Source organism: Rhodococcus aetherivorans (assembly GCF_025722975.1).
GTDB classification, from domain to species: Bacteria; Actinomycetota; Actinomycetes; order Mycobacteriales; family Mycobacteriaceae; genus Rhodococcus; species Rhodococcus aetherivorans.
The window spans coordinates 5301367-5326374 of record NZ_CP106982.1; the positions used below are offsets into that span (position 1 = coordinate 5301367).

Below are 25008 nucleotides of genomic sequence, written 5' to 3' on the forward strand. Positions count from 1 at the left end.
GAACGGGTGCGAGGTGCGACGAACACGGCCCCCGGGTCGCCGGACGCGGGGGCCGTGGGTGCCGGGAGGGCTACTGCTGCCGGTTCGCGGGCAGCGCGGCGAGCGCCTCGTCGATGGAATCGAGTGCGAGCAGCGCGGTCTCGTAGGTCGCGGCGTGGGAATGTTTGACCGGAACCAGATTTCCGGCCTGCACGGCGGGCAGGGACTGCCACAGCGGGGAGGCCATCAGCTCCTGCAGCTCGGGCGAGACCGAGCCGTCGGCCTCGACGCCGTAGACGATGACGTCGACGTTCCCGAGGTTCCGGCCGATCTCCTCGACGGAGAGGTACTCGCCGTGCACGTCCTCGGGGTTGGCGGGCTGACCGGGGAACTGCAGGTCGAGGTCCTCGAACAGGTTGGTGGTGTACGACGAGGCGTACTCGCGGAAGAACTCACCGGGCTCGGTGCCGCACACGTTGCAGACGCCGGCGAAGGTCAGGTTCCCGAGGGTGCCGCGGTACTTCCCGGCGATCTCCGCGGCGCGTGCCTCGTACTGCTCCTTGTACTCGCCGTAGGCGTCGGACACGTTCGCGGCGTCGGCGTACTGCTCACCGAGGCCGCGCCAGTCACCGGGGTTGGTCAGGCCGAGGAAGACCACCGGAGCGAGGGCCTCGAGCTTGGCCGTGTCGAGCTGCGACTGCACGCGCGCGGGCACGCCCATGATGATCAGGTCGGGCGCGGCGGCGGCGACGGCCTCGTAGTCGAGTTCGCTCACGGCCCCGTCCGGCGCCACCTTGGGCAGCGCCTCGTACGCGGCCTTGGTCTCCGCGTCCATGTTGTCGAGCTCGCGGGTCCATTCGCAGGCGGCGGCGAGATTCGCGTCGGCCTGGAGCAGCGGTAGCACCGCGTAGCCGCAGGCGACGATGCGCTGCGGGTCGGACGGGATCTCGATCGGCCCGTTCTGCGCCTCGAACGTGCGCGTGGCGTCCGCGGCCGGTTCCTCGCCGGAGCCACCGTCGCTGCCGCACCCCACCAGGCCCACGGCCAGCACCGCCGTCGCGCCGAACACCGCTGCGCGGCGCAGCCGGCCCCGTCCCTCAACCCGCATCGCTTACTCCCACATGTCTGTTCGCCGGGCACCCGCCCGGACCTGATTGGTTAGGCTAACCGAACTCGGTGCGGGCGCCAAGCGCTACGTCCCCGGTCCTGCGCACAGTTGTCTGCGCCGATCCTCGTGCCCCATGAGGGACAGCACGCGAGGACAGCTTTCGTCGCTCCGGATGAGGGGGCCACGAAGGCGCACGGTCCGTAGCCGGTCCGTGCGCCTTCGTAGCAGTTTCGGAAAGGCGCGCTCGCCCTTCGGTCCATCGTGAAGGTGGTTCAGCCGGTGATCTGGCCGAGCAATTCCTCGGCGATGATCTGCCGGGCTTCGGTGAGTATCGAGCCGAGCACTTCCTCACAGCTGGCGACCTCGTGGATCAGGCCTTGGGCCTGGCTGGCCCACCAGAGTCCGCCTTCGACGTCGCCGTTGCCGTACACCTGTTCGCGGCCACGGGCACCGCTGGCCAGGTGGGCGACGTCGTCGAAGGTCGCACCCGTTCGGCGTGAGATGGTGGCGATTTCTTCGGAGACCGAGTTGCGTGCGACGCGGGCGGAGTTGCGGAACTCGCGGAAGACGATGACGGTGTCGCGTTCGGTGTTGTCGACGATCTGCTGTTTGACGTTGTCGTGGATGGGTGCCTCGGTGGTCGCCATGAAACGGGTGCCCATGTTCACCGCGGAGGCGCCGAGCGCGAGGGCGGCGACGAGACCGGCGCCGGTGGCGATTCCGCCGCTGGCGATGATCGGGATGGACAGTGCCCGGGCCGCGGCGGGGATCAGCACGAGCCCGGGGACGTCGTCCTCGCCGGGGTGCCCTGCGCACTCGAAGCCGTCGATGCTGATCGCGTCGACGCCGAGTTGTTCGGCTTTGAGGGCGTGCCTCACCGAGACCGCCTTGTGGATCACCTTCACACCGGCGGCCTTGAACGCAGGTAGGTGCGGTCGCGGGTTGCCGCCTGCGGTTTCGACGATGGTGATGCCGCTGTCGACGATGGCGTCCCGGTACTCGTCGTAGGGCACCGGCCGGATGGTCGGGAGGATCGTCAGGTTGACGCCGAACGGCTTGTCGGTGAGGTCGCGGCAGCGGGCGATCTCCTTGATCAGCGCCTCAGGGGTGGGTTGGGTCAGGGCGGTGAGGAACCCGAGTCCTCCGGCGTTGGCCACCGCGCTGATCAGGTCCGCGGTGCCGACGGCGGTCATGCCGCCGCACACGATGGGGTGCTCGATCCCGAAGGTCTCGGTGAAGATATTGGTGAACAAATGCTTCCTCGGTGTGGGTTGACCGCCGATTGGCGGATGACCGGACTGCTCAGCGATGTCTGCTTCGGTCAGAACGGGAGATTGAATGCGCGAATCGCGTTCTCGCGCAGGAACGCCGTACGGGTCTTCTCGTCGAACTCGAGTTTGTCCAACCCGGACAGGCAGTCGGGTGCCGGCCAGGCGAGGTGGTTGGAACCGAAGAGCACCTTGTGCCGGCCGTGTCCGCGGAGGTAGTCGACGATCTCCGCCGGATAGCGGGAGGTCTTGTATGCGGAGGTGTCGATGTAGACGTTCGGGTACTTCGTGGCCAGTGAAATGGCTTCATGTGTCCATGGCACGCCGATGTGACCCACGATGACCCGGGTGACGTTCGACGATGTCGCCGACCTTGTCGTTGCTGATCAGCGGTCCCGCCGGGGCGTACCGGGCGCTCAACATGCCAGTTCGACGCCCGCTTCGTCCATGCGGTCGAGGGTCCACAACACCGGCGGTTCGGCCTCGGGGATGGTTCCCTTCGACCAGCGGCGCAGGGAGTCCAGGAAGGGCATGTCCAGCCATCGCTGGGTCGGGTGCTGCATCCAGGCATCGATCGTGTCTGTCATCGTTTTCCCTTTCTCGTGTCGGTGGTGTCGGATCAGGCGGTTTCGGGAACGGGGTGGGCCGCTCGGCTGTCCTCGTCGGTTCCGGTCTCTTCCATGTCGCGGTGCCGGGTTTCGGGCAGCATGAGTGCGCAGAACAGACTCAGGAGACCGAAGCCCGCGAGCATCCACCCGACGGCGGCGCTGCCGTACTGGGAGGTGAGGTGCGCGGCCAGCATGGGAGCGGTGCCGCCGCCGATGACCCCGGCGATGGCGTAGGCCATGCCGGCGCCCGTGTAGCGGTACTCGGTGTGGAACATCTCCGGCAGCAGTGCGCCCGCGGGCCCGTAGGAGACGCCCATGATGGCCAGGGTGAGGGCCAGGCCGGCGAGGAACGCGACCGGGGAGCCGGTGTCGAGGAGGGGGAAGAGCACCAGTCCTCCGGGGATGGCCACGAGACAGGAGGCGAGCACCATTTTTCGGCGGCCGATGCGGTCGGAGTGGATGGCGGACAGGATGATCGCGGCACAGAAGACGGCGGCGGCGAGGAGGCCGAGGGAGAGCACTGTGGTGCGGCTCAGGCCGAGGGTGGCAGTGGCGTACGAGGTGAGGTAGGCGGTGCCGATGTAGAAGAACGCGAACATCATCGCCAAGGATCCGGCGGCGAGGAGCAGCTCACGGGGCTGATTCTTGAAGACTCCGAGGAGGGGTCCGGCGCCGGCGCGGCGGGCCTGGGTGGATCGCCGGGCGAACATCGGTGTTTCCTCGACCGCGAGCCGGACGTAGAGGCCGATCAGCACGAGGAGGGCACTGGCGATGAAGGGGATTCGCCAGCCGTAGTCGAGGAACGCCTGCGAGGTCTCGCCGACGAAGAGGTTGACCGCCAGGAAGGTGCCGTTGGACAACGCGAAGGCCAGTGACGGTCCCAGCTGTGGGAATACCGCGTACAGGCCCCGTTTGTCGGTGGGGGCGTATTCGGTGGCCAGCAGGGTCGCCCCGGCCCATTCACCGCCGACGGCGAGGCCTTGCGTGATCCGCAGTGCGATCAGCGCGAGCGGTGCGGCTACGCCGATCGTGGCGGCGCCGGGGAGCAGTCCGATGAGCACGGTGCTGATACCCATCAGCAGCAGGGTGCTGACCAGCGTTTTCTTGCGGCCGATCCGGTCGCCGAAGTGGCCGAAGATCGCGGCTCCGAGGGGGCGGGCGACGAACGCGACGGCGAAGGTGGCGAAGGAGGCGACGGTGCCGGCGGCGGTACCGAGGGCGGGGAAGAAGACCTTCGGGAAGACCAGCGCTGCCGCGGTGCCATAGATGAAGAAGTCGTAGAACTCGATGGTGGTGCCGGTGCAGCTTGCAATGGCGACGCGGCGCATCGGGGTGGTCGGTGGGCTCGTCACCGTGTCGACGGTTCGGGACATCGTGATCTCCTGCTCGGTGGGCCCGTCCGGCTGGCGGAGGGGCTGGGGTACGACGAGCAGTGTGAGCGCCGTTACACCGACCGCTACACCCCCCAAAGTGGGTTGTGTTGCCGGGTAGCTGCTTTCGTGGGTACGTCGTGGGCAGGGAATGTCCGCTGGAGGTGCGGGGCTGCGGGCGGAGAGGGGTCAGCGGATGAGGCCGCGCTCGCGGGCGGCGAGGATCGCCTGCACGCGGTTGCTCGCGTGCAGCTTGCGCATGGCGCTCTTGAGGTAGGACTTGACCGTGTTGGGCAACAGGCCGAGGGTCTCGGCGATCTCCCGGTTGCTCAGACCCCGCGCAACGTGTTCGAGCACGTCGATCTCGCGGGGCCGCAGCACAGTGGGTGGTTCCTGCGATGCAGCCGGCGTCAGCACGGGCGCGAACCGGTTCCCGACCGCCTCGATCCGGGCACGCAGGACGTCGTCCTCGATCTGCCCGGCCAGGTCCGCCAGTTCCTGAGCGATGTCGTGCAGGTCGGCGCGGCTGAGCGCCGGCCGGTCGGCCTGGATATCGGTCCGCATCAAGCTGAGACGCCGCCCTACCTCGTCCTCGACGGCGATGTCGCGCTCGAGTCGCCGGACGAGTGGGGTGAAGCTGTCGAACCAGCGGTCGCCCAGGCGCACGTGGGTACGGGCCGCCAGGTAGATGAGGATGCGAGGTATCCGGTCGACGATGATCGGTAAGGCGGCCAGGGTTTCGATCGCCTCCGGGCGCACGGCGTGGTCGTACACGTGGGTGATGCCCTGGGCCGAGAAGTAGTCGGCCACCGAGACCGGGCGGGCGAGCATCAGCGCCTTTCCGCCGAGTCCCTCACCGTTGCGGACCACCAGGTTCACCGCCGAGCGGGTGCGGACGCCGGTCAGGTCGGTGATCTCCATCGCCACGGCGCCGTGCTGCACCGGCCCGCCGAACACCATGTCCATTCCGGCGTGCTTGCGGAGAGTCTCCAGCGAGCGCGCGAGGATGCGCCGTTCGACCGGCGTACCTGATTCGAATGACGTGATCATGTGGGCCTCCAACTACGCATCTGCCATTGAAGCTAGTGAGTGCCGTCACACCGTGGCAACGTCGTACCCCCGAAGGTGGGTGCCGGGCCGCCGGACCTACCTTCGGGGGTCCCGCACCGGTCCTCTCCCAGGCCATATTCCTCCTCGAGAACGGAGGAACACACATGAACACCAGGTTGAGCCACACCGTCGGTCCGGCCGAGCAGCCACTGCTCGAGATGACGATCGGTGACAACTTCGACCGGACCGTCGCGAGGTTTCCCGACCGCGAGGCTCTGGTCGACGTACCTACCGGGCGGCGGTGGACGTACGCCGACCTTCGGGCCGACGTCGACGCTCTGGCACGAGCGCTGCTCGAGGAGGGAATCACCCTCGGTGACCGGGTCGGGATCTGGGCCCCGAACTGCGCCGAATGGACGATCGTGCAGTTCGCCACGGCGAAGGTCGGCGCGATCCTCGTGACCGTCAACCCCGCCTATCGCGCCCACGAACTCGAGTACGTCCTCACCCAGTCGGGAATCCGGCTGATGTTCGCGGTCCCGTCGTTCAAGACTTCGGACTACGCGGCGATGATCGTGCAGGTCTCGCCCCGGTGCCGGAGTCTCGAGAAGGTGGTCCACCTGGGCGGCGAGGAGTGGGCGGCGCTGCTGCGCCGGGGCGCTCAGGCCTCGCCGGACCGGCTCGCCGAGGTGCAGGACGGGTTGACCCCCGACGATCCGATCAACATCCAGTACACCTCGGGGACCACCGGTTTTCCCAAGGGCGCGACCCTCTCCCACCGCAACATCCTCAACAACGGGTTCTTCGTCGGTGAACTCCTCGGCTATACCGAACAGGACCGGATCTGCGTGCCGGTGCCGTTCTACCACTGCTTCGGCATGGTCATGGGGAACCTCGGGGCCAGCACGCACGGCGCGTGTGTCGTCATCCCGGCCCCGGCGTTCGACCCGGTGGCGACGCTGCGCGCGTGTGCCGAGGAGCGATGCACGTCCCTGTACGGGGTGCCGACGATGTTCATCAGCCTGCTCGATGCCCCGGGCTTCGACTCCTACGACCTGTCCTCGATCCGCACCGGGGCGATGGCCGGTTCGCCGTGCCCGGTGGAAGTGATGAAGCAGGTCACCCAATGGGCCCCCGAGATGGCCATCGCCTACGGGATGACCGAGACGTCCCCCGCCTCCGCCCAGACCAGGGCGAACGACTCCCTGGACCGACGGGTCTCCACCGTCGGGCGGGCCCACCCGCACGTGGAACTCGAGATCGTCGACCCGGCAACCGGTGAGACCGTGCCCTCCGGGCAACCCGGGGAGCTGTGCGTCCGGGGCTACTCGGTGATGCTCGGCTACTGGAACCAGCCCGACAAGACCGCCGAGACGGTCGATGCCGACGGCTGGATCCACACCGGTGACCTGGCGGTGATGGACGAAGCGGGCTTCGTCGCCATCACCGGGCGGATCAAGGACATGGTGATCCGCGGCGGCGAGAACATCCACCCGCGGGAGATCGAAGAGTTCCTCTACACCCATCCGGACGTTCTCGACGCCCAGGTGATCGGGGTGCCCGACGCCAAGTACGGCGAGGAGCTGATGGTGTGGCTGCGGCTGCGTGACGGTGCCGCACCTTGGGACGCGGCGGCGCTCCGCGAATTCTGCAGAGGCCGGCTCGCGCACTACAAGATCCCCCGGTACGTGCACTGCGTCGACCAGTTCCCCATGACCGTGACCGGGAAGATCCGCAAGGTGGAAATGCGAGAACACGCCATCGACATGCTCGGGCTCGAAGCCTGAAACCCACACCACGAGACACACTCACCTTCGATACGGAGGAACCGACATGAGCTGGACCATCGAACGCCGCGGACGCGTCGCCGTCGTGACGATGAACACCAATCCGGTCAACGCACAGAACCGCGCCTTCTTCGCAGACCTGCACGAGGCGTTCGATCGACTCGAACGCGACCACCCACAGTCCCCGGTCGTGCTGACCGGCACCGGCACCCGGTTCTCGGCCGGACTCGATCTCGCCGAGCACTTTCCGCTCTTCGCCGGGGACGAGGCAGAGGTCGCGTCGTGGTTCCAGGACTACCGGGCGACGAACATGCGGTTGTTCACCTATCCACGGCCGACGGTGGCCGCGGTGAACGGGCACGCATTCGCCGGGGGCCTGATCACCGCCGCCGTGTGTGACCGCCGGGTCGCCGTCCCCGACGGGGCCCGGTTCGGGATCAACGAGGTGCCGATCGGCATCCCGATGCCCGCGGTATATCTGCGGATGCTGGCCTACGCCTGGGGTGAACCGGTGGCCTCGCGAACCTGTTTGCAGGGCGAGATCTTCACCTCGGCCGAGGCGCACGCCATGGGCATCGTGCACGAGCTGGTACCGGCGGAGGAACTGCTCGGCCGCGCCGTCGCCATCGCCGAACTGACCCCCGAAGACTGCATCGAGAACTACGCCTACACCAAGCGCGCCCTGCAGGCCCCCGCCCTGCGCGACATCGCGGACCTGTGCGACCCGCTCGACCGCAAGGAGCTGGCCGCCGGCATGACGAGCGAGCCGTCCCGGCGCGCCCACCGTCGGTACTGGGAACAGCTCAAGGGCCGCCCCGCGGGATGGTGACCAGGGTGGACGGCGGCGCGGACGAGCAGTTGCCCGCCTGGGTGATCTGGCGGCAGCGGCCGTTTCCCGATACCAACCTGCTTCTGCTCGACGGGCGGGAAGCGGCGCTCGTCGACAGCGGTTTCGTCGGCCATGCGCAGCAGACAGCCGAATGGGTGCACGCGCACAGCGACAATCTCACCCGGGTCGTGAACACGCACTGGCACGCCGACCACGTCGGCGGCAACGCGCTACCGCAGGCGAGGGGTGCCGGTATTGCGGCCGGCGCCCCGGACGCCGACGCCGTCGCCCGACGCGACCCGGGCTGCTGTCTCGCCGAATACCTCGACCAGCCGGTCGCCCCGTACACCGTCGACGAACCGCTCGACGACGGGCAGGTGCTCCGGCTCGGCGACACCGACTGGGAGGTGTCCGCACCCCGGGCCACACACCCGGCCACCTGGCGCTGTGGCAGCCCGAGGAGCGACTACTGGTGGTCGGAGACGCGCTGTCCGACTACGACGTCGGCTGGGTCGACAGTGCCCTCGACGGCCCTGACGCGGCCCGCACGGCCCTGCAATCGCTGCACCGGTTGACCGACCTTCGGCCACGGGTGCTGCTGCCCGCGCACGGACCGATTCCCGCCGACACCGACGGAGCACTGGCCAGTGCACGGCGTCGCGGCCAGCGTCACGTCGACGACCCGGACGGCGCGGTGCGGTACGGCGCACGTCGAATTTTCGTCTTCGCGTTGATGATTCGAGGCGGCATTCCCGCCGACGAGGTCGAGCCCTACCTGCATGCACGCGCCTGGCTGACCGACGCCGCACGGTTGTTGTGCCTCACACCCGAGGCGCTCGCCGCCGAACTGGTCGAGACGATGATCCGCGGCGGCGCCGTCGTCGCGCGGAACAATCGACTACATGCCGCCGCCGAACACATCCCGGTCACGCCGGGAACGCTGCAGGTGCCGTTTCCCCGGAAATGGTCGGCGTCGCGCGCACGCGCCGTTCCGGACCGCACGTGAACGCGTGCTGTCGCCGAGTCCTATCCGACCACCCGCTGGATCAGCAGTACCGCACCGATTCCGATCATCGCGGCACCGGAAATCCAGGTCACCACCCGCGCCGCGGCGGGGCGGGTGCGCAGCACCACCCGCGCCCCCGTCCCCACCCCCGTGTAGACCACCGCGCAGCTGACCGTGTGCACCACACCCAGCAGCACGATCTGCACCGCGAGGGGCCACCGCGCGTCCGTGTCGGTGAACTGTGGCAGCAGCGCCAGGAACAGCAGAAGCACCTTCGGATTCAGCCCGCTGGTCCCCATACCCTTGACCGCCTGCCGCACCCACGATTCCGGCGCCTGCTCCGCCCCGGCCTGCGGCAGAGCCGAGGGCTTGACGAGCATCGCGATCCCCAGCCACACCAGGTACGCCGCCCCGACCGCCGTCAACGCGGTCAGCACCAACGGCGAACGGGCCACCAGCGCCGCGACGCCGGTCGCCACCACCGCGGTCATTGCCAGATGCCCCGACAACATCCCACCGACCGCGGGCACCACGGTGCGGTGCCGCAGCCCCGCCGCGATCGCGTACGCCCAATCCGCCCCCGGCGTCAGCACGAACAGAAACGACACCGCCCAGAACGCAGCAACGGTACCGACCGCCATGACCTCACTCATCCTTCACACTCTCGGACCGCCAGGACGCCTGGCGGTTCCCGATAGAGAGATTAGGGAGATCGACCTGGAATTCGTTCCCATAGTTTTCACAAGAACCGTGTAATTGGGGGAAAATCTTCCACATGGACAACGTCGACAAAAAGATCCTTGCCGAGCTCCAACAAGACGGGCGGCTCACCGTCACCGAACTCGCAGATCGGGTCCAACTCAGCATCTCGCCCTGCCACCGCCGCCTACGCGCGCTGGAGAGCTCCGGCGCGATCACCGGCTACCGCGCCCAGCTCGACGCCGGCGCCCTGGGCCTGACGTTCGAGGCGCTCGTCTTCGTCACCATGCGCACCGTCGACCGCGACACCCTCGAGGCATTCGAACCGGCCGTCGCCGCCATACCCCATGTCCTGCAAGCGCAACGACTGTTCGGCGACCCCGACTACCTCCTGCGGGTGATCACCCGCGACCTGCCCGCCTTCCAGAAGCTCTACGACGAATCCCTCGCCACCCTCCCCGGCGTCGGGCGCCTCAGCTCCACTCTCGTCATGAAAAGCGTGGTAGACAACCGTCCCCTGCCCCTGTAGGACCCCGACCACTGCTCCGTGGCCTACGCGGTCCCGGAGCGTACCGACGCCCCAGGAGGGACGGTGTCCTGTCCGTCCCGATCGAAGAACACGTCGTTACTCCGCTGTCGACGGTCCGCATCGATGATGCGGCGCACCTCCGGGCCCAGCGCCGAGGCACTCACCCGAATTCCAGGGCGAAATCGTCGATTTCAGACTGGTCGAGGTCGCTCAGCGTCAGATCGGAGGGAGTGAAGCCACCGGCGTCGTCGCGCGCGGCGTGGTCGGCGAGCGCACACAGCGCCGCGACCCAGCCGTGCGCCAACTCGGCGACGACGGACGCCGGCACGACCCCGGTGGCGTAACCCCACGTCGCGCGGAGCACCGGTCCGGCCGGCGTCTCCTCGGTGACGGCGCCGACCTCGATCGCGTGGCTCACCGGCATCGCCTCGTCGGTGGTGCCGCCGAGCACGCCGGCCTCCGGAGCGGCCGTCCACGGTCCGCCGTCCCCCTCGCCGAGGGTCAGCCGGCCGAGATAGTTGAACCCGATCTCCGGTGCCGGTGCGGCCCCGAGTTCGGTCCCGGACTCGGGATCGAGATGGCGGAGCATGCCGAACCCGATTCCGTTGTCGGGGATCTCCCGCAACTGCTCCTTGACGAGCTTGAGCGCCACCCCGGCGCAGTCGCCGCCGGCGAACGCCTCGGCGAGATCCACCCCGGAGACGTCGAGGCGGACCGGATACAGGCTGGTGAACCAGCCGACGGTGCGGGACAGGTCGGCGCCGGGCACCACCTGCTCCTCGCGTCCGTGCCCCTCCCGGTCCACCGGGACCGCCCCACCGCCGCACACCCGGCCCACCGTCAGCGCCAGCGCGGTGAGCAGCACGTCGTCGACGCCGGCGCGGAAGCGCTCCGGCACCGTCGTCAGCAGCGCCTCGGTCACCGACGCCGGGACCTGCACCTGCACCCTCGAGACCGTCGCCATCGTGTCGCGCGCGGGATCCACCCGCCGCCCCGCGATCCGCACGCATCCGGCCGGTTCGAGGGCGCGGCGCCACAACCCCAGTTCGCCGCGCCACGCCGGAACCTGGTCGAGCAGCCCCCGCGCCCACGTCCGCAGCGGCGTTCCCCCGCCGGCCGGTTCGGTGCCCTCGCACGCGACGGCCAGATCCGGGACCAGGATCCGCCACGAGACCCCGTCGATCACCAGATGATGCACCACCACCAGGATCCGGCCCGGACGCCCTGGGCCGGCGTCGAAGAAGACCACCCGCATCATGTCACCGGTCTCGGGATCCAGGGCGGCACAGGCGACGTCGGTCTCCTCGGACAGCACCGTCGAGCGGGACCGCTCGTCGAGTCCCCGGACATCCACCCGCGTGACGAGCGTGGCCGGATCGACGGCGTCCGCGGCACGGACGTCGAATGTCCTTGCCGCCGGATCGAACACGGCACGCAAGGCGTCGTGCACCGCGAGCACCCGGCCCACCGCCGCGACCAGGGTGCCGAGGTCGACCCCGACGGGCGCGTGCAGGAGGCGGGACTGGGCGAATCCCCGGTAGGGGCCGCCGCGGTCGAGGAGGTCGTGCACGATCGGGGTCGCCGGGACGAGACCCAGGGCGGCGGTGCGTTCCGTCTCGTCCGGTGCCGTGTCGACCTGCACGATGCGGGCCAGGCCCGCCGGGGTGCGGTGCTCGAAGACGTCGCGGGCGGCGAAGCGCAGTCCCGCCGCCCGGGCTCTCGACACGAGCTGGATCGAGACGATGGAATCACCGCCGAGGGAGAAGAAGTCGTCGTCGGGTCCGATCGTGTCCAGGCGCAGCACCTCCGCCACCACCGCGCACAGGCGCCGCTCGAGGTCGTTCGCCGGGGCCCGGGACGCCCCGGCGGGCGTGAAGACCGGGGCGGGCAGCGCCCGCCGGTCGACCTTACCGTTGGGGGTGACCGGGAACTCGTCGAGCACCACGATCGCGGCCGGCACCATGTGCTCGGGCAGACTACGGGACACGTGCTGCCGCACCACTTCCGGATCTGCTCCGGCGCCGGTGACGTAGCCGACGAGCCGGCGGCGGCCCGGCTCGTCCTCCCGGGCCACGACCACGCAGCCCGCGACCGCCGGGTGCGCCGACAACGCGGCCTCGATCTCGCCGAGCTCGATGCGGAACCCGCGGATCTTGACCTGATCGTCGCTGCGGCCGAGGTACTCGAGCACCGGACGGTCGCCGCCCGCGTCGATCCACCGCACCCGATCTCCGGTGCGGTAGAGCCGGGCGCCCGCAGCGCCGAACGGATCGGCCACGTAGCGGGCCGCACTCGGCCCGGGGCGGTTCAGGTAGCCGCGGGTGACGCCGGGCCCGCCGACGTACAGCTCCCCGGCCACGCCCGCCGCGACGAGGCGCAGACGGTCGTCGAGCACGTACACCCGGGCGCCGTCGATCGGCGCCCCGATGTGCGGGCGCGCCCCGCGGATCTCGGCGACCGTGGCGTCGACCGTGCATTCGGTGGGGCCGTACATGTTCAGCGCCCGTACCCCTTCGAACGCGCCGAGCGCCGACCACAGGTCCGCGGACACGGCCTCGCCGCCGACGGCGAGCAGGCTGGGACGGTGCGGCGCCGCGGGCTCGCACAGGCCGGCGGCGAGCAGTTCGGTCATGAGCAGCGGTACGCAGTCGACGGCGTCGATGCGGTGGGTGCGCACGTAGGCGACGGTGGCGGCGGCGTCGGCGAGCAGGTCGGCGTCCGGCAGGTACAGGGTGTGCCCGGCGAGCATGGACAGCAGCGGGTCGATCGAGGAGTCGAACGACAGCGCGTAGGTCAGCAGCACCCGCAGCGGCCGGTCCTCCGCGCGGCCGACGGTCCGGCGCCGCTGGGTCGCGACCAGGTTCACGACGCCGCGGTGCGGCACCACGACGCCCTTGGGGAGCCCGGTCGAGCCGGAGGTGTAGACGACATAGGCGGCCCCGTCGCCGGAGACTGCGCCGAGATGCTCGCCCGGCTCGAGCGGGGTGTCCGGGAGCGTGGGGTCCACCGCGGCGAGCGCGGCCTCGTCGAGGACGAGGACGGGCCTCGAGTCGGCGAGCATGTGTTCGATGCGCTCGGCCGGGTACCCGGGATCGATCGGGACGTAGGCGCCGCCGGCCTGCCACACCGCGAGGGCCGCGACGATCGCGTCGGTGCCGCGCGGCAGCATCAGCCCGACCACCGTCTCGGGTCCCACGCCGCGGCGGATCAGGTGCCGCGCGAGCCGACTGGTACGGGCGTGCAGTTCCCCGAAGGTGAGCGTCCCGGTGGCGGTGACCAGCGCGGTCGCGGTCGGGGTGCGCCGCGCCTGGCGGGTGAACAGCTCACCCAGGGTGTCCACGCCGACGTCTTCGACGTCGTCCATACATACGTACGGGCTGCCGGAGCAGAGACGGTCGCGCTCGTCGTCGGCGAGCAGGTCGAGCGCGGACAGCCGGGTCCGCGGATCCCTCGCGAGCGCCGCGAAGGCGCGCACCACGCGGGCGGCGAGCGCATCGGCGGTGGCCGCGTCGAACAGGTCCCGCGCGTACTCCACCCGCACCCGCAGGCCGTCGCCCGCGTCCTCGACCACGTCGAAGGTCAGGTCGAACAGGGCGGCGCCGGTGTCGACGGTGGACACCCGCGGTTCCAGGCCGGCGAAGGCGTCGACGACCGGCGGGGTGCGGTGCTGCACGAGCACCTGGAACAGCGGGTGCCGGCCGGCGCTGCGGGAGGGGTTCAGGGCCTCGACGAGCCGGTCGAACGGCAGGTCCTGGTTCGCGTAGGCGTCGAGGTCGGTGCTGCGGATCCGGGCGAGCAGTTCGGCGAGCGTGGGATCGCCGGACAGGTCCGTCCGCAGAACCACCATGTTGACGAAGAACCCGACGAGGTCGTCCAGTTCGGCGGCGGGGCGGCCCGCGGTGGGCGAGCCGATCGGGATGTCCTCCCCCGCGCCGCTGCGCGCGAGGGCGACGGCGACGGCGGTGTGCACGAGCATGAACATCGTGGCGCCCGCACCGCGCGCGACGGCCCGCAGCGCATCGGCCACGTGCGGCGGTACCAGCCGTTCGACCGTGCCGCCCGCGAACGTGGCCGTCGCGCCGCGGGGCCGGTCGGTGGGCAGGTCGAGTTCCTCCGGCATCCCGTCGAGCCGGGCGCGCCAGTAGTCGAGCTGGCGGGCGGCGAGTCCTTCGCCGTCGCCGAGGATCTCGCGGTGCCACACCGCGAAGTCGGCGTACTGCACCGGCAGCGGCGCCGGCGTCCAGGAACTCCCGGCGGCCGCGGCGGCGTAGGCCGCGCCGAGCTCGCGCAGCAGGATCGGGGCGGACAACTCGTCGGCGGCGACGTGGTGCACGAGCACCAGCAGCACGGCCTCCGCGGATCCGCCCTCGAAAAGCATCACCATGATCGGGATCTCGCGTTCGAGGTCGAACACGTGCCGCGCCGCGGCCGCCACCGCCGCGTCCAGGTCGGCCCCCGCGACGGTGCGGGCGGTGAACGGCACGCCGGGTGCGGCGAGCACGCGTTGCATGCCGACGCCGTCGTGGTCCTCGAGCACGGTGCGCAGGACCTCGTGCCGGTCCAGCACCGCGCGCACCGCTTCGTGCAGCGCCGCCGGATCGGGGACGCCGCGCAGGCGCAGCGTCAGCGGGACGTTGTAGGTCGGGCTCGGGCCCTCGAGCCGGAACTGGAACCACAGCCGCTGCTGCCCCGCCGACAGCGGTGCACGGTCGCCGCGTTCGACCGGGCGCAGCGGGATCCGCAGGGCCGCGGCATCGTCGGGGCACTGCGCGGCGAGCCCCTCGACGGTCGGGTGGTCGAAGACGGTGCGGATCGGCAGTTCCACGCCGAGCGCGTCGCGGACCTTCGCGATCAGCTTGGCCGCCGCGAGGGAGTGACCGCCGAGGAGGAAGAAGTCGTCGTCGACGCCGACGGTGTCGAGGCCCAGGACGTCCGCGAACACCGCGCACAGCACGCGTTCGCGTTCGGTGGCGGCCGCGCGGCCGCCGACGAGGGCCCCGAAGTCCGGTTCCGGCAGCGACGTGCGGTCCACCTTCCCGTTGGAGGTGAGCGGCAGCGCGTCGAGGAACACGAACGCCGACGGCACCATGTGCGCCGGCAGCCACCGCGCCACGAGCTCGCGGGCCGTCGCGGGGTCACCGTCGCCGCCCACCAGGTAGGCGACGAGCCGCGCGGTGCCGGTCGCGTCGGGACGCGCCACGGCGACGGCCCGCGCGACGCCGGGCAGCTCCTGCAGCGCCGCCTCGACCTCGCCGAGTTCGACGCGGAAGCCGCGGATCTTGACCTGGTCGTCCCGGCGGCCGCGGTAGACGAGGTGGCCGTCCGCGGTCCACCGCACCACGTCGCCGGTGCGGTACATGCGGCTTTCGCTGTCGCCGAACGGGTTCGCCACGAACCGCGCCGCGGTCGCGCCGGGCGCGCCGAGGTAGCCGCGCACCACGCCGGGGCCGGCGACGTACAGTTCGCCGTCCACGCCCTCCGGGACCGGGTTCAGCGCGGCGTCGAGCACGTAGGCGCGCAGGTTCGCCACCGGCCGGCCGATCACGGGTTCCGCCGCGTCCCCCACCTCGGCGACGAGGACGTCGACGGTGCCCTCCGTGGGGCCGTAGAAGTTGAACGCGGCGCCGTCGCGCTCACGCAGACGCCGCCACAGGGCGTCGGTGACGGCGTCGCCGCCGAAGCCGAGCGTCGGCACGGTACCGGCGGGCAGCAGGTCGGCCTCGACGATCTGCTCGAGTTGCGCGGGCGACAGTTCGACGAAGTGCCAGCCCTCGCTGCCGGCGAGTTCGGCGAGCCGGTGCGGGTCCCGCTGGGTGGCCTCGTCGACGATGCGCAGCTCGTGTCCGTCGAGCAGCCACAGATGCGGGCCCCACGAGGCGTCGAACGCGAACGACCAGGCATGCCCGACCCGCAGGCGGTCGCGGCCGGCCTCGGCGCGGGCACGGGAGAAGACGCGCTCGCGGTGGCTGTGGAACAGGTTGACGGCGCCGCGGTGCGGGACCTCCACGCCCTTGGGCCGGCCGGTCGAACCGGAGGTGTGGATGACGTAGGCGACGTCGAGCTCGTGCAGCGGGCGGCCGCGTTCGGCGCGGGTCAGCGGCTCGGGGTCGTAGCCGGACAGGTCCAGCCCGTCGAGGTTCACCGGATCGGGCAGGCCCGCGGTGCAGGAGATCTCGGCGATACGTGCGGCGCCGTCGCCGCCGGTGAGCACGACACCGGGTGCGGTCTCGGCGAGCACGTGGGCGAGCCGCTCGGCGGGATGGTCGGGGTCCAGCGGAACGCACGTGGCGCCGGCCTCGAGGACGGCGAACAGCGCAACCAGCGTGTCGGCGCGGCGCGGCAACGCGACGGCGACGCGCCGCTGTGGGCCGAGCCCGCGGCTCAGGAGGTGACGGGCGAGGCGGCGCGAGCGCGCGGCCAGTTCGCCGAAGGTCAGGGCGGTGGCGGCATCGCGCACCGCGGGTGCGTCCGGGTCACGGGCCACCTGCGCGGCCAGCAGGTCCGGCAGCGTGAGGTCCGTCGGCACCGGCAGGTCGTCGCCGCTGCGCTCGACGAGGAGGCGGCGGCGCTCGCCGGCGCCGAGGATCTGCAGCCGGGCCAGCGGCCGGTGCGGATCGGCGAGCGCGACGACCTGGGTGAGGAGCAGTTCGAGACGGCGTGCGTGCCGCGCGAGGTCGTCGGCGGTGTAGGCGTCGGCATCCGCGTCCACCCAGACTTCGAGGCCGCCGGTGTGGTCGAGCGGCCGCACGGTCACCATGAAGTCCTGCAGCGGGCCCCGGGCCACGGAGTGCACCGCGGCGTGCAGGTCCGCGAAGCGCAGCCGGTCGCCGAACGGTTTGACGTTGACGGACGGCCCGACGACGCCCCGGGAGCCCGCGGGCAGGCGCAGGTCGTTCTGGATGTCCTCCCCGCGGTAGCGGTGGTGCGGGCGGCAGTCCGCCACGGCGGCACGCACCTCGGCGACGAGATCGGCGAGGGTGCGGGCGGGTTCGGGACGCAGGCGCAGCGGCACGACGTTGACCGCGGACATCGGCACGGTCGTCGCGGCGCTGCCGAGCCGGTTCATCACCGGGAATCCCACGATCACGTCGCCGCGTCCCGTCGCGGCGCGCAGGAACGCGGCGACGGCGGCGGTGACGACGTCGCCCCAGCTCGCGCCGGTGGCCTTGCCGATCCGCGAGAGCCCTTGCTGCTGTTCGGCGGTCAGGGTCAGGCGCACGCCGCGGCAGCGGACGGCGATGCCGCCGGGACCGTCGGCGAGGGTCACGGCGTCCTCGGCGCCGTCGAGGTAGCCGGCCCAGAAGTCCCGGTCGGCGGCGAAGTCCGCGGACGCACGGTAGGCGGCTTCCTCGGCGACGACGGGGGCGAGTGGGGCGAACCTGGCCGGTGGGACCGGCAGCCCGAGCACGTCGGCGGTGTAGCGCTCGGCGATGCGCCGGGTGAGCAGGCCGAAGCCGTAGGCATCGATCACCAGGTGGTGGATGCACAGGTAGAGGACGGCGTGCCGGTCGCCGAGGCGGAGCACGGCGACGCGCAGGCACGGCTCGCGGGCGGGATCCAGCACGCGCGTGTGGTCGCCGGCCATCCAGCGCCGGGCGGCCGCCTCCGGCTCGGGCTCGCGGCGCAGATCGACGACGGCGGGCTCCGGCGCCTCGTGCGCGCCGGGACGGATGAGGACCGATCCGTCGGCCTCCACGGCGAAGGCCGCGGTGAGCACCTCGGCTTCGGCGACGGCCTCCCGGACCGCCCGCGTCACCGCGGCGACGTCGACGTCGCCGCGGAGTTCGACGCATTCCGCGGTGTTGAAGACGGGGTTCGCGGGGTCGAGCTGCTGGGCGAACCATACGCCGGACTGGGCCCGCGTCAGCGGAAATGCCGAGGTCGACGGGCCGGACGTGGGCACGATCGATCCCCTTTCTACGGTCGAATTCGACTGTGCCGTATCGCATCACGAGAGGTGAAGCCGGTCCGGCGCGAAACGTGACGATACCAAAGGTTAGGCTAACCGTATATGTTCTGCTGGGTCGGGTGCACGGCACCGCGACCGTCCCTGTCACCACTACGAGAGGTCTGCGCACATGCAAGCACCGGCCGTCGCCGCGCACGGCACCGCCGCCCCGCGGCAGATCGGCACCGCCGCCCCGCGGCAGATCGGGTCCGCCGCCCCGTTCGTGCTGTCGCGTCCGCACGGCACCGTCGTGGCGGAGGGCGTCGACGCCCGGTTCGACTCGGCCGGCGAGGCCGCGGCGGCGCTGCGCGCCGGCTCGGTGGCCGCCGTCGTCGGCGCGCTGCCGTTCGCACCCGACCACCACGCCGCCCTCACCGCGCCCGTCGCGCTGCGGCACCAGCCGGACCCCGTCGGGGACGTCACCGTCGCGCTGCCGCCGGTGCGGATCGCCGCGACGCTGCCCACCGAGGACGAACATCTCGACCGGGTGGCCACGGCGCTGCGGCAACTGCGCGACCCGGCCGACGACCTGGCGAAGGTGGTGCTGGCCCGCGCGCTGCTCCTGCGGGCGGACGCACCCGTCGACCCGGCGTCGCTGCTCGCCCGCCTGGCCGGAAACGACCCCTCCGGCAACGGATTCGTCGTCGACCTCACCGCCGCCGGGGGACCGTGGACCGGCCGGCACCTCGTCGGGGCCAGTCCCGAGGTGCTCGTCCGGCGCCGCGGCGACCTCGTCACGTGTCATCCGCTCGCCGGTTCGGCGCCCCGGCACCCGGACCCCGAGGTCGACCGGCGCACCGGCCGGCGCCTCGCCGCGTCGGAGAAGAACCTCGCCGAGCACGCCCACGTCGTCGACGCCCTGCGCGCGAGCCTCGAACCGCTGTGCACCGACCTCGACATCCCCGGTTCGCCGACCCTGACGACCACCCGGCAGCTCTGGCACCTGGGCACCCCGATCTCGGGCCGGTTGCGGGACCGGTCGGTCACCGCCCTCGACCTCGCCCTCGCCGTGCATCCGACCCCCGCAATCTGCGGCACGCCGACCGCCCCCGCCCGGGCGCTGATCCAGGAACTGGAGGGTGACCGCGGTTTCTACGCCGGCGCCGTCGGCTGGGCCGACCGGGACGGCGACGGCGAATGGATGGTGACGATCCGCTGCGCCGTCCTCGACGCCGACGGCACCACGCTCACGACCCACGCGGGCGGCGGCATCGTCGCCGGGTCGGATCCGCTCGACGAACTCGCGGAGACCACAACGAAGTTCGGCACGGTGCTCGAGGCGCTGGGGGTGCGGCGGTGAGCCGGTCCGTCACCCTCGTCGTCGGCGCCGCCCAGGGCATCGGCCGCGCCACCGCCCTGACCCTCGCGAAGGCCGGGCACCGCGTCGTCCTCGCCGACCGCGATGTCGACGGCCTCGCCGAGACCGCCGCGCTGCTCGACGTGGCCGCCCCCGTGCACGGTCTCGACGTGTGCAACGCGGCCGGCGTCGCCGAGGCGGTCGCACGAGTGGAGGCCGAGCACGGGCCGGTCGACGCGCTGGCCCACGTCGCGGGCGTCTTCACCACCGGGTCGGTGCTCGACTCCGATCCCGCCGAGTGGCAGCGGATGTTCGACGTCAACGTCACCGGCCTGATCAACGTGCTGCGCGTCGTCGGTCGCGGGATGCGCGAGCGTCGCCGCGGGGCGATCGTCACGGTCGGCTCCAATTCGGCGGGTGTGCCCCGCGCCGGAATGGGCGCATACGGCGCGTCGAAGTCCGCCGCCCACATGATCGTTCGTGTGCTCGGCCTCGAGCTGGCCCGGTTCGGGGTCCGCGCCAACGTCGTCGCCCCGGGCTCCACGGACACGGCGATGCAACGGTCCCTGTGGCCGGATCCGGCCGACGACGCGGGCGCCCGCACCGCGATCGACGGCGACGCCGCCTCGTTCAAGGTGGGGATTCCATTGGGCCGCATCGCCGACCCTGCCGACATCGCCGACGCCGTCGAGTTCCTGCTCTCCGACCGTGCCCGCCACATCACCATGCAGACCCTGTACGTCGACGGCGGCGCCACGCTGCGCGCCTGAACCGGATCGAAAGGAACTCCGTGACGATCGCCGCCACCCGGACTCCCCTGGCTGCCACCGCCGGCTACCCCCAGGAGTTCGCGGAACTCTACCGCGCCGCGGGCTACTGGACGGACGAGACGTTCGTCCGGTTCCTGTCCGTGCGGGCCGACCGCCACGGCGAGCGCGTCGCCGTGGTCGGCCGTGACGCCCGCGGCACCGAACGCCGCCTCACCTACCGCGAACTCACCGGCGCCGCGGACCGGATCGCCACCGGGCTCGCGGCCGCGGGCGTCCGGCCGGGCGACCGGGTGCTGGTGCAGCTGCCCAACATCGTCGAGTACACCGAGGTGGTCTTCGCGGTGTTCCGGCTCGGTGCGCTGCCGGTGTTCGCGCTGCCCGCGCACCGCAGCGCCGAGATCGGGTACTTCTGCCGGTTCACCGACGCCGCCGCGTACGTGATCGCCGGCGAGCACGGCGGATTCGACTACCGCGGCCTGGCCCGGCAGGTGTGCACGAACCTCGACCGTCCGCCGGTCGTGGTCGTCGCCGGCGACGCCCAGGAGTTCACCCCGCTCGACGCGCTGCGCGAGCACGAGCCGGGCGAATTCGCCGATGTCGAAGCGGAATCCGTCGCCTTCCTGCAGCTCTCGGGCGGCACCACCGGAACCCCGAAGCTGATCCCGCGCACCCACACCGACTACCTGTACTCGGTGCGCGAGTCGGCCCGCATCTGCGGCGTCGACGCCGGCACCCGGATGCTGGTGGTACTGCCGGCGGCGCACAACTTCCCGATGAGCTCACCCGGGATCCTCGGGGTCCTGCACGCCGGCGGCACGATCGTGCTGGCGCCGGACCCGAGCCCCGACACCGCCTTCGCGCTGATCGAGCGCGAGCGGGTCACCATGGCGTCGCTCGTGCCCCCGCTCGCACTGGCGTGGCTGTCGGCGCGGCCCCGTATCGACCGGGACCTGTCGTCGCTGCAGGTCCTGCAGGTGGGGGGCGCGAAGTTCGGCGCCGAGGCGGCCGCGCGCGTGACGCCCGAACTCGGCTGCACCCTGCAGCAGGTGTTCGGGATGGCCGAGGGCCTGGTCAACTACACCCGGCTCGACGACCCCGAGGCCACCATCGTCGGCACCCAGGGCCGGCCCATCAGCCCGCACGACGAGATCCGGGTGGTCGACGACGCCGACCGTCCCGTCGCCCCGGGCGCGACGGGCCACCTGCTCACCCGCGGTCCCTACACGATCCGCGGCTACTACGACGCGCCCGGGCACAACGCGTCGGCGTTCACCGCCGACGGGTTCTACCGCACCGGAGATCTCGTGCGGCTGACCGAGGACGGCTACGTCGTCGTCGAGGGCCGCGCGAAGGACCAGATCAACCGGGGCGGCGAGAAGATCGCCGCCGAGGAGGTGGAGAACCACCTGCTCGCCCACCCCGGGGTCCTGGACGCCGCGGTGGTGGCCGTGCCCGACGCCTACCTCGGGGAGCGCACGTGTGTGTTCGTCGTCGCCGACGGCGAGGCCCCGAAGGCCCCGGCGCTGAGGACCTTCCTGCGCGAGCGGGGCCTGGCCGCGTACAAGATCCCCGACAAGGTGGTCTTCGTCGACACCTTCCCCCGCACCGGTGTGGGCAAGACCAGCCGCGCCGGACTGCGTCGCGCGCTCGCCGCCACCCTGCAGCACTGATCCCGACTCCGCTCGACCACAGAAAGCGAATCCTGCGATGGCCCTGCCGAAGTCCGTGTCCTATCCCCTGCCGACCGACCTGCCCGCCAACACCGTCGACTGGACCATCGACCCGCGGCGGGCGGTACTGCTCGTGCACGACATGCAGGAGTACTTCGTGCGGGCCTTCGACCGCGCGGCGGATCCGCTGGCGACGGTGGTCCCGAACATCGACGCGATCCGGCGGTCGGCGTACGAGGCGGGCATTCCCGTCGTCTACACCGCCCAGCCCGGCGACCAGGATCCGGCCGAGCGGGCGCTGCTCACCGATTTCTGGGGTCCCGGCCTGGCCGACGATCCGGCCCTGACGTCCGTCGTCGCCGACCTCGCGCCGCGCGAGGACGACGTGCAGCTCACCAAGTGGCGCTACAGCGCGTTCATCCGCACCGACCTGCGGGAGCGGATGCGCGCGTGGGGCCGGGACCAGCTCGTCGTCACCGGCGTCTACGCCCACATCGGGTGCCTGAGCACCGCGCTGGACGGATTCATGCAGGACGTGCAGGTCTTCGTCGTCGCGGACGGCGTCGCGGACTTCTCCCGGCGCGAGCACACCGAGGCGCTGCACTACCTCGCGGCGCGGTGCGCCGCCGTGGTGCCGGCGGCGGACGCGGTGCGGCGCCTGCGCACCGGCGTCCTCTCGGTGTCCGGCTGATCCGCGGGGAGCGCCGCTTACACGCCGACTTCCTGCGGTTCCGTGCGGGCCGCGAGCGCGGCGTATCTGCCGCCGCGGGCGAGCAGTTCGTCGTGGCTGCCCTGCTCCACGATGCGGCCGCGGTCGAGGACGACGATCGTGTCGGCGTCGCGGATCGTCGAGAGGCGGTGCGCGACGGTGAGGGTCGTGCGGCCGCGGCGGGCCGCGTCCAGGGCCTGCTGCACCGCGCGTTCGGTCTCGTTGTCGAGCGCGCTCGTCGCCTCGTCGAGCACCAGGATGCGCGGGTCGCGCAGCAGGGTGCGGGCGATGGCGAGGCGCTGCTTCTCGCCGCCGGAGAAGCGGTGTCCGCGCGCCCCGACGACGGTGTCGTAGCCGTCCGGCAACGAGGACAGGAGCTCGTGGATGTGCGCGGCGCGGGCGGCCTGCTCGATCTCGGCGTCCGTCGCGTCGGGCTTGGCGTGGCGCAGGTTCTCCCGGACCGTGGCGTGCAGCAGGTACGTCTCCTGGGAGACGACCCCGACCAGGCTCGCGATGTCGGCGAGCGGAAGGTCGCGCACGTCGACGCCGTCGATCGTCACCCGCCCCGACGTGGGGTCGTACAGCCGCGCGACGAGCGACCCGAGAGTCGTCTTTCCCGAACCTGTTTCGCCGACGAGAGCGACGTGTGAGCCGGCGGGCACGTCGAGGGTGATGCCGGCCAGCGCGTCCCGGTCGGCGCCGTCGTAGCGGAAGCGGACGTCGTCGAACCGCACGGCGCCGGCGATCCGGTCGAGGTCGAGCCGCACCGGGTTCGCGGGTTCGCCGATCTCGACGGTCAGGTCGAGGTATTCGAAGATGCGGCTGAACAGCGCCAGCGAACCGGTGACCGACACGCCCACGTCGAGCAGGCTCATCAGCGGCCGGAACAGGGTGGCCTGCAGGCCGGTGAAGGCGACGAGGGTGCCGATGGTCATCCCGCCCGACGTCGCGGGCAGGCCGGCGACGAGGTAGAGCAGGGCGGGGATGGCGGCGAAGACGATGTTCATCGTGGCCATGCGCCAGCGACCGGACAGCTGGGAACGGACCTCGAGGTCGGCCAGTTCGGTGGAGGTGCGGGCGAAGCGTGTCGACATGGCCGGGCCGGTGCCGAGGGTCTTACCGAGCAGGACGCCGCTGAGCGAGAGACTCTCCTCGATCTGGGTCTGCATGTCGGCGAGGCGACGCTGGCGCACGGCGGTGATCTCGCGGCGCATCAGGGCGACTTTGCGGGTGAGCCAGATCGCCGGCGGCAGCACCAGCAGGGACAGCAGCGACAGCCGCCAGCTGAGCACCGCCATCGCGACGGCCGTGCCGACGACGGTGGTGACGTTGGCGGCGATCGAGGTGGCGGTGGAGGTGACGACGTTCTGCATGCCGCCGATGTCGTTGGTCAGGCGTGACTGGATCTCCCCGCCGCGGGTGCGGGTGAAGAAGCCGAGGGACTGCCGTTGCAGGTGGTCGAACACGCGGGTGCGCAGGTCGTGCATGACGTGCTGGCCCACCGTGGTGGAGATCCACGTCTGCACCACCCCGAGGATCGAGGCGACGACGGTGACGGCGAGCATCGCGCCGACGGCGCCGAGCAGCAACGGCACGTCCTGGTCGGGAATCGCGTGGTCGATGAGGGTGCGGACGAGGAACGGGTTGGCGAGCGTGATCACCGACGACACCACGATGAGCGCGACGACGAGCGCGACCTGCCAGCGGTAGGGCGCGAAGAGCGCGCCGATGCGGCGCACGCTCACGGGGGATTCCTCGAGCTGGGCGCGGTCGCGCGGGTCGGGCTTGGCGTGCCGCATCGGTCCCGGCCCGCCGCCGGGCGGAGGCTGCATCATGCCCATCACCTCCTTCGTGAGGCACGAAACGTACTTGTTGAGGTTGCCTCACTAAGAGGCAGCCGTCAAGTGAGGTATGATCCGCATCATGTCCGACGCCCCCACCGACCCGGCGCTGCGCGACCTGCTGATGACGGCCACCCGCACGCTGCGACGCCGCTGGCACGCCACCCTCGTCCCGTGGGAACTGTCCCCGCACGAGCACCGCGCGCTGCACGTCGTCGGCCACTCCGCTCAGCCGCTGCGCCTCGGCGACGTCGCCAAGGCGCTGCGCATCGCGCCGCGATCGGCCACCGAGGTGATCGACCGGCTCGAGGCCCGGGGCCTGACCCGTCGCGTCGCCGACCCCGCCGACCGTCGCGCCGTGTGCGTCCACCTCACCGACGAGGGCCGTCGCATCGCCGCCGAACTCGACGCGGCCCGCGACGCCGAGGCCACCGAGTTCTTCGCCCACCTCGACGGCCCCGAACGCACCGAACTGGCCCGCCTCCTCACCAAGCTCGCCGACGGGTGACTCCCGCGACGAAGGGGAGGTTGTTGTGGCAA

18 protein-coding genes and 1 pseudogene are annotated in these 25008 nt (G+C 71.4%); 10 read left to right on the forward strand and 9 right to left on the reverse strand.

The window, feature by feature from the left end; genetic code table 11:
• Positions 1–70: 70 nt before the first annotated feature.
• The 6 genes from OCS65_RS24225 to OCS65_RS24250 all read right to left on the reverse strand — a co-directional run bounded on the left by OCS65_RS24225 (position 71) and on the right by OCS65_RS24250 (position 5383).
• Positions 71–1087, reverse strand: a complete 1017-nt coding sequence (locus OCS65_RS24225) for an ABC transporter substrate-binding protein (protein WP_006931919.1) — start codon at positions 1085–1087, stop codon at positions 71–73.
• A 272-nt stretch (positions 1088–1359) separates the two neighbouring features.
• Positions 1360–2340: an NAD(P)H-dependent flavin oxidoreductase gene (locus OCS65_RS24230; RefSeq protein ID WP_065923002.1), complete on the reverse strand. Its 981-nt coding sequence runs from the start codon at positions 2338–2340 to the stop codon at positions 1360–1362.
• 68 nt (positions 2341–2408) lie between these two features.
• A complete protein-coding gene (locus tag OCS65_RS24235; RefSeq protein WP_065923003.1) occupies positions 2409–2693 on the reverse strand; it encodes an amidohydrolase family protein in 285 nt (94 codons plus the stop codon).
• 78 nt (positions 2694–2771) lie between these two features.
• The gene (locus OCS65_RS24240) at positions 2772–2942 is read right to left on the reverse strand and encodes a hypothetical protein (protein WP_232334113.1); all 171 of its coding nucleotides are present in this window, start codon (positions 2940–2942) and stop codon (positions 2772–2774) included.
• A 32-nt stretch (positions 2943–2974) separates the two neighbouring features.
• On the reverse strand, positions 2975–4336 hold the full coding sequence (locus OCS65_RS24245; RefSeq protein ID WP_065923004.1) for an MFS transporter: 1362 nt from the start codon (positions 4334–4336) through the stop codon (positions 2975–2977).
• Positions 4337–4522: 186 nt separating this feature from the next.
• Entirely contained in the window at positions 4523–5383 is an 861-nt protein-coding gene (locus tag OCS65_RS24250; RefSeq protein WP_065923005.1) for a helix-turn-helix transcriptional regulator, read from the reverse strand.
• Positions 5384–5547: 164 nt separating this feature from the next.
• Here OCS65_RS24250 and OCS65_RS24255 point away from each other — a divergent pair, with 164 nt between their 5' ends.
• From OCS65_RS24255 to OCS65_RS24270, 4 genes and pseudogenes are all read left to right on the forward strand, one after another.
• Positions 5548–7170, forward strand: coding sequence for an AMP-binding protein (locus OCS65_RS24255; protein ID WP_065923006.1), 1623 nt, complete (start codon positions 5548–5550; stop codon positions 7168–7170).
• Between the two features lie 46 nt (positions 7171–7216).
• Complete coding sequence (locus OCS65_RS24260) at positions 7217–7999, forward strand: enoyl-CoA hydratase/isomerase family protein (RefSeq protein WP_065923007.1); 783 nt, start codon at positions 7217–7219, stop codon at positions 7997–7999.
• Positions 7993–8549 (forward strand): annotated as a pseudogene (locus OCS65_RS24265) (MBL fold metallo-hydrolase); the annotation flags it as partial. The gene OCS65_RS24260 and the pseudogene OCS65_RS24265, both read left to right, overlap by 7 nt.
• 21 nt (positions 8550–8570) lie before the next feature.
• Complete coding sequence (locus OCS65_RS24270; protein ID WP_198163317.1) at positions 8571–9005, forward strand: hypothetical protein; 435 nt, start codon at positions 8571–8573, stop codon at positions 9003–9005.
• 20 nt (positions 9006–9025) lie between these two features.
• On the opposite strand, the gene OCS65_RS24275 is transcribed toward OCS65_RS24270, so the two are convergent.
• Entirely contained in the window at positions 9026–9658 is a 633-nt protein-coding gene (locus OCS65_RS24275) for a LysE family translocator (RefSeq protein ID WP_308936531.1), read from the reverse strand.
• Between the two features lie 122 nt (positions 9659–9780).
• On the opposite strand from OCS65_RS24275, the gene OCS65_RS24280 reads away from it, so the two are divergent.
• Positions 9781–10233: an Lrp/AsnC family transcriptional regulator gene (locus OCS65_RS24280; RefSeq protein WP_006931915.1), complete on the forward strand. Its 453-nt coding sequence runs from the start codon at positions 9781–9783 to the stop codon at positions 10231–10233.
• 160 nt (positions 10234–10393) lie between these two features.
• Here OCS65_RS24280 and OCS65_RS24285 read toward each other — a convergent pair whose 3' ends face one another.
• On the reverse strand, positions 10394–18136 hold the full coding sequence (locus OCS65_RS24285) for a non-ribosomal peptide synthetase (protein ID WP_263507882.1): 7743 nt from the start codon (positions 18134–18136) through the stop codon (positions 10394–10396).
• A gap of 175 nt (positions 18137–18311) precedes the next feature.
• Here OCS65_RS24285 and OCS65_RS24290 point away from each other — a divergent pair, with 175 nt between their 5' ends.
• The 4 genes from OCS65_RS24290 to OCS65_RS24305 are packed head-to-tail and all read left to right on the forward strand — an operon-like array spanning position 18312 to position 22609.
• On the forward strand, positions 18312–19481 hold the full coding sequence (locus OCS65_RS24290; RefSeq protein ID WP_029541313.1) for an isochorismate synthase: 1170 nt from the start codon (positions 18312–18314) through the stop codon (positions 19479–19481).
• Entirely contained in the window at positions 19478–20248 is a 771-nt protein-coding gene (locus tag OCS65_RS24295) for a 2,3-dihydro-2,3-dihydroxybenzoate dehydrogenase (protein WP_006931907.1), read from the forward strand. The genes OCS65_RS24290 and OCS65_RS24295 overlap by 4 nt, the downstream gene beginning before the upstream one ends.
• A gap of 20 nt (positions 20249–20268) precedes the next feature.
• Positions 20269–21918, forward strand: a complete 1650-nt coding sequence (locus OCS65_RS24300; RefSeq protein WP_006931905.1) for a (2,3-dihydroxybenzoyl)adenylate synthase — start codon at positions 20269–20271, stop codon at positions 21916–21918.
• Positions 21919–21955: 37 nt separating this feature from the next.
• Positions 21956–22609, forward strand: coding sequence for an isochorismatase family protein (locus OCS65_RS24305; protein WP_006931903.1), 654 nt, complete (start codon positions 21956–21958; stop codon positions 22607–22609).
• 17 nt (positions 22610–22626) lie between these two features.
• Here the strand turns inward: OCS65_RS24305 and OCS65_RS24310 are convergent, their stop codons facing one another.
• On the reverse strand, positions 22627–24462 hold the full coding sequence (locus tag OCS65_RS24310; protein ID WP_180987026.1) for an ABC transporter ATP-binding protein: 1836 nt from the start codon (positions 24460–24462) through the stop codon (positions 22627–22629).
• Between the two features lie 76 nt (positions 24463–24538).
• Between OCS65_RS24310 and OCS65_RS24315 the strand changes: the two genes are divergently transcribed.
• Positions 24539–24976: a MarR family winged helix-turn-helix transcriptional regulator gene (locus tag OCS65_RS24315; RefSeq protein WP_006931898.1), complete on the forward strand. Its 438-nt coding sequence runs from the start codon at positions 24539–24541 to the stop codon at positions 24974–24976.
• The last annotated feature ends 32 nt before the right edge of the window (positions 24977–25008 follow it).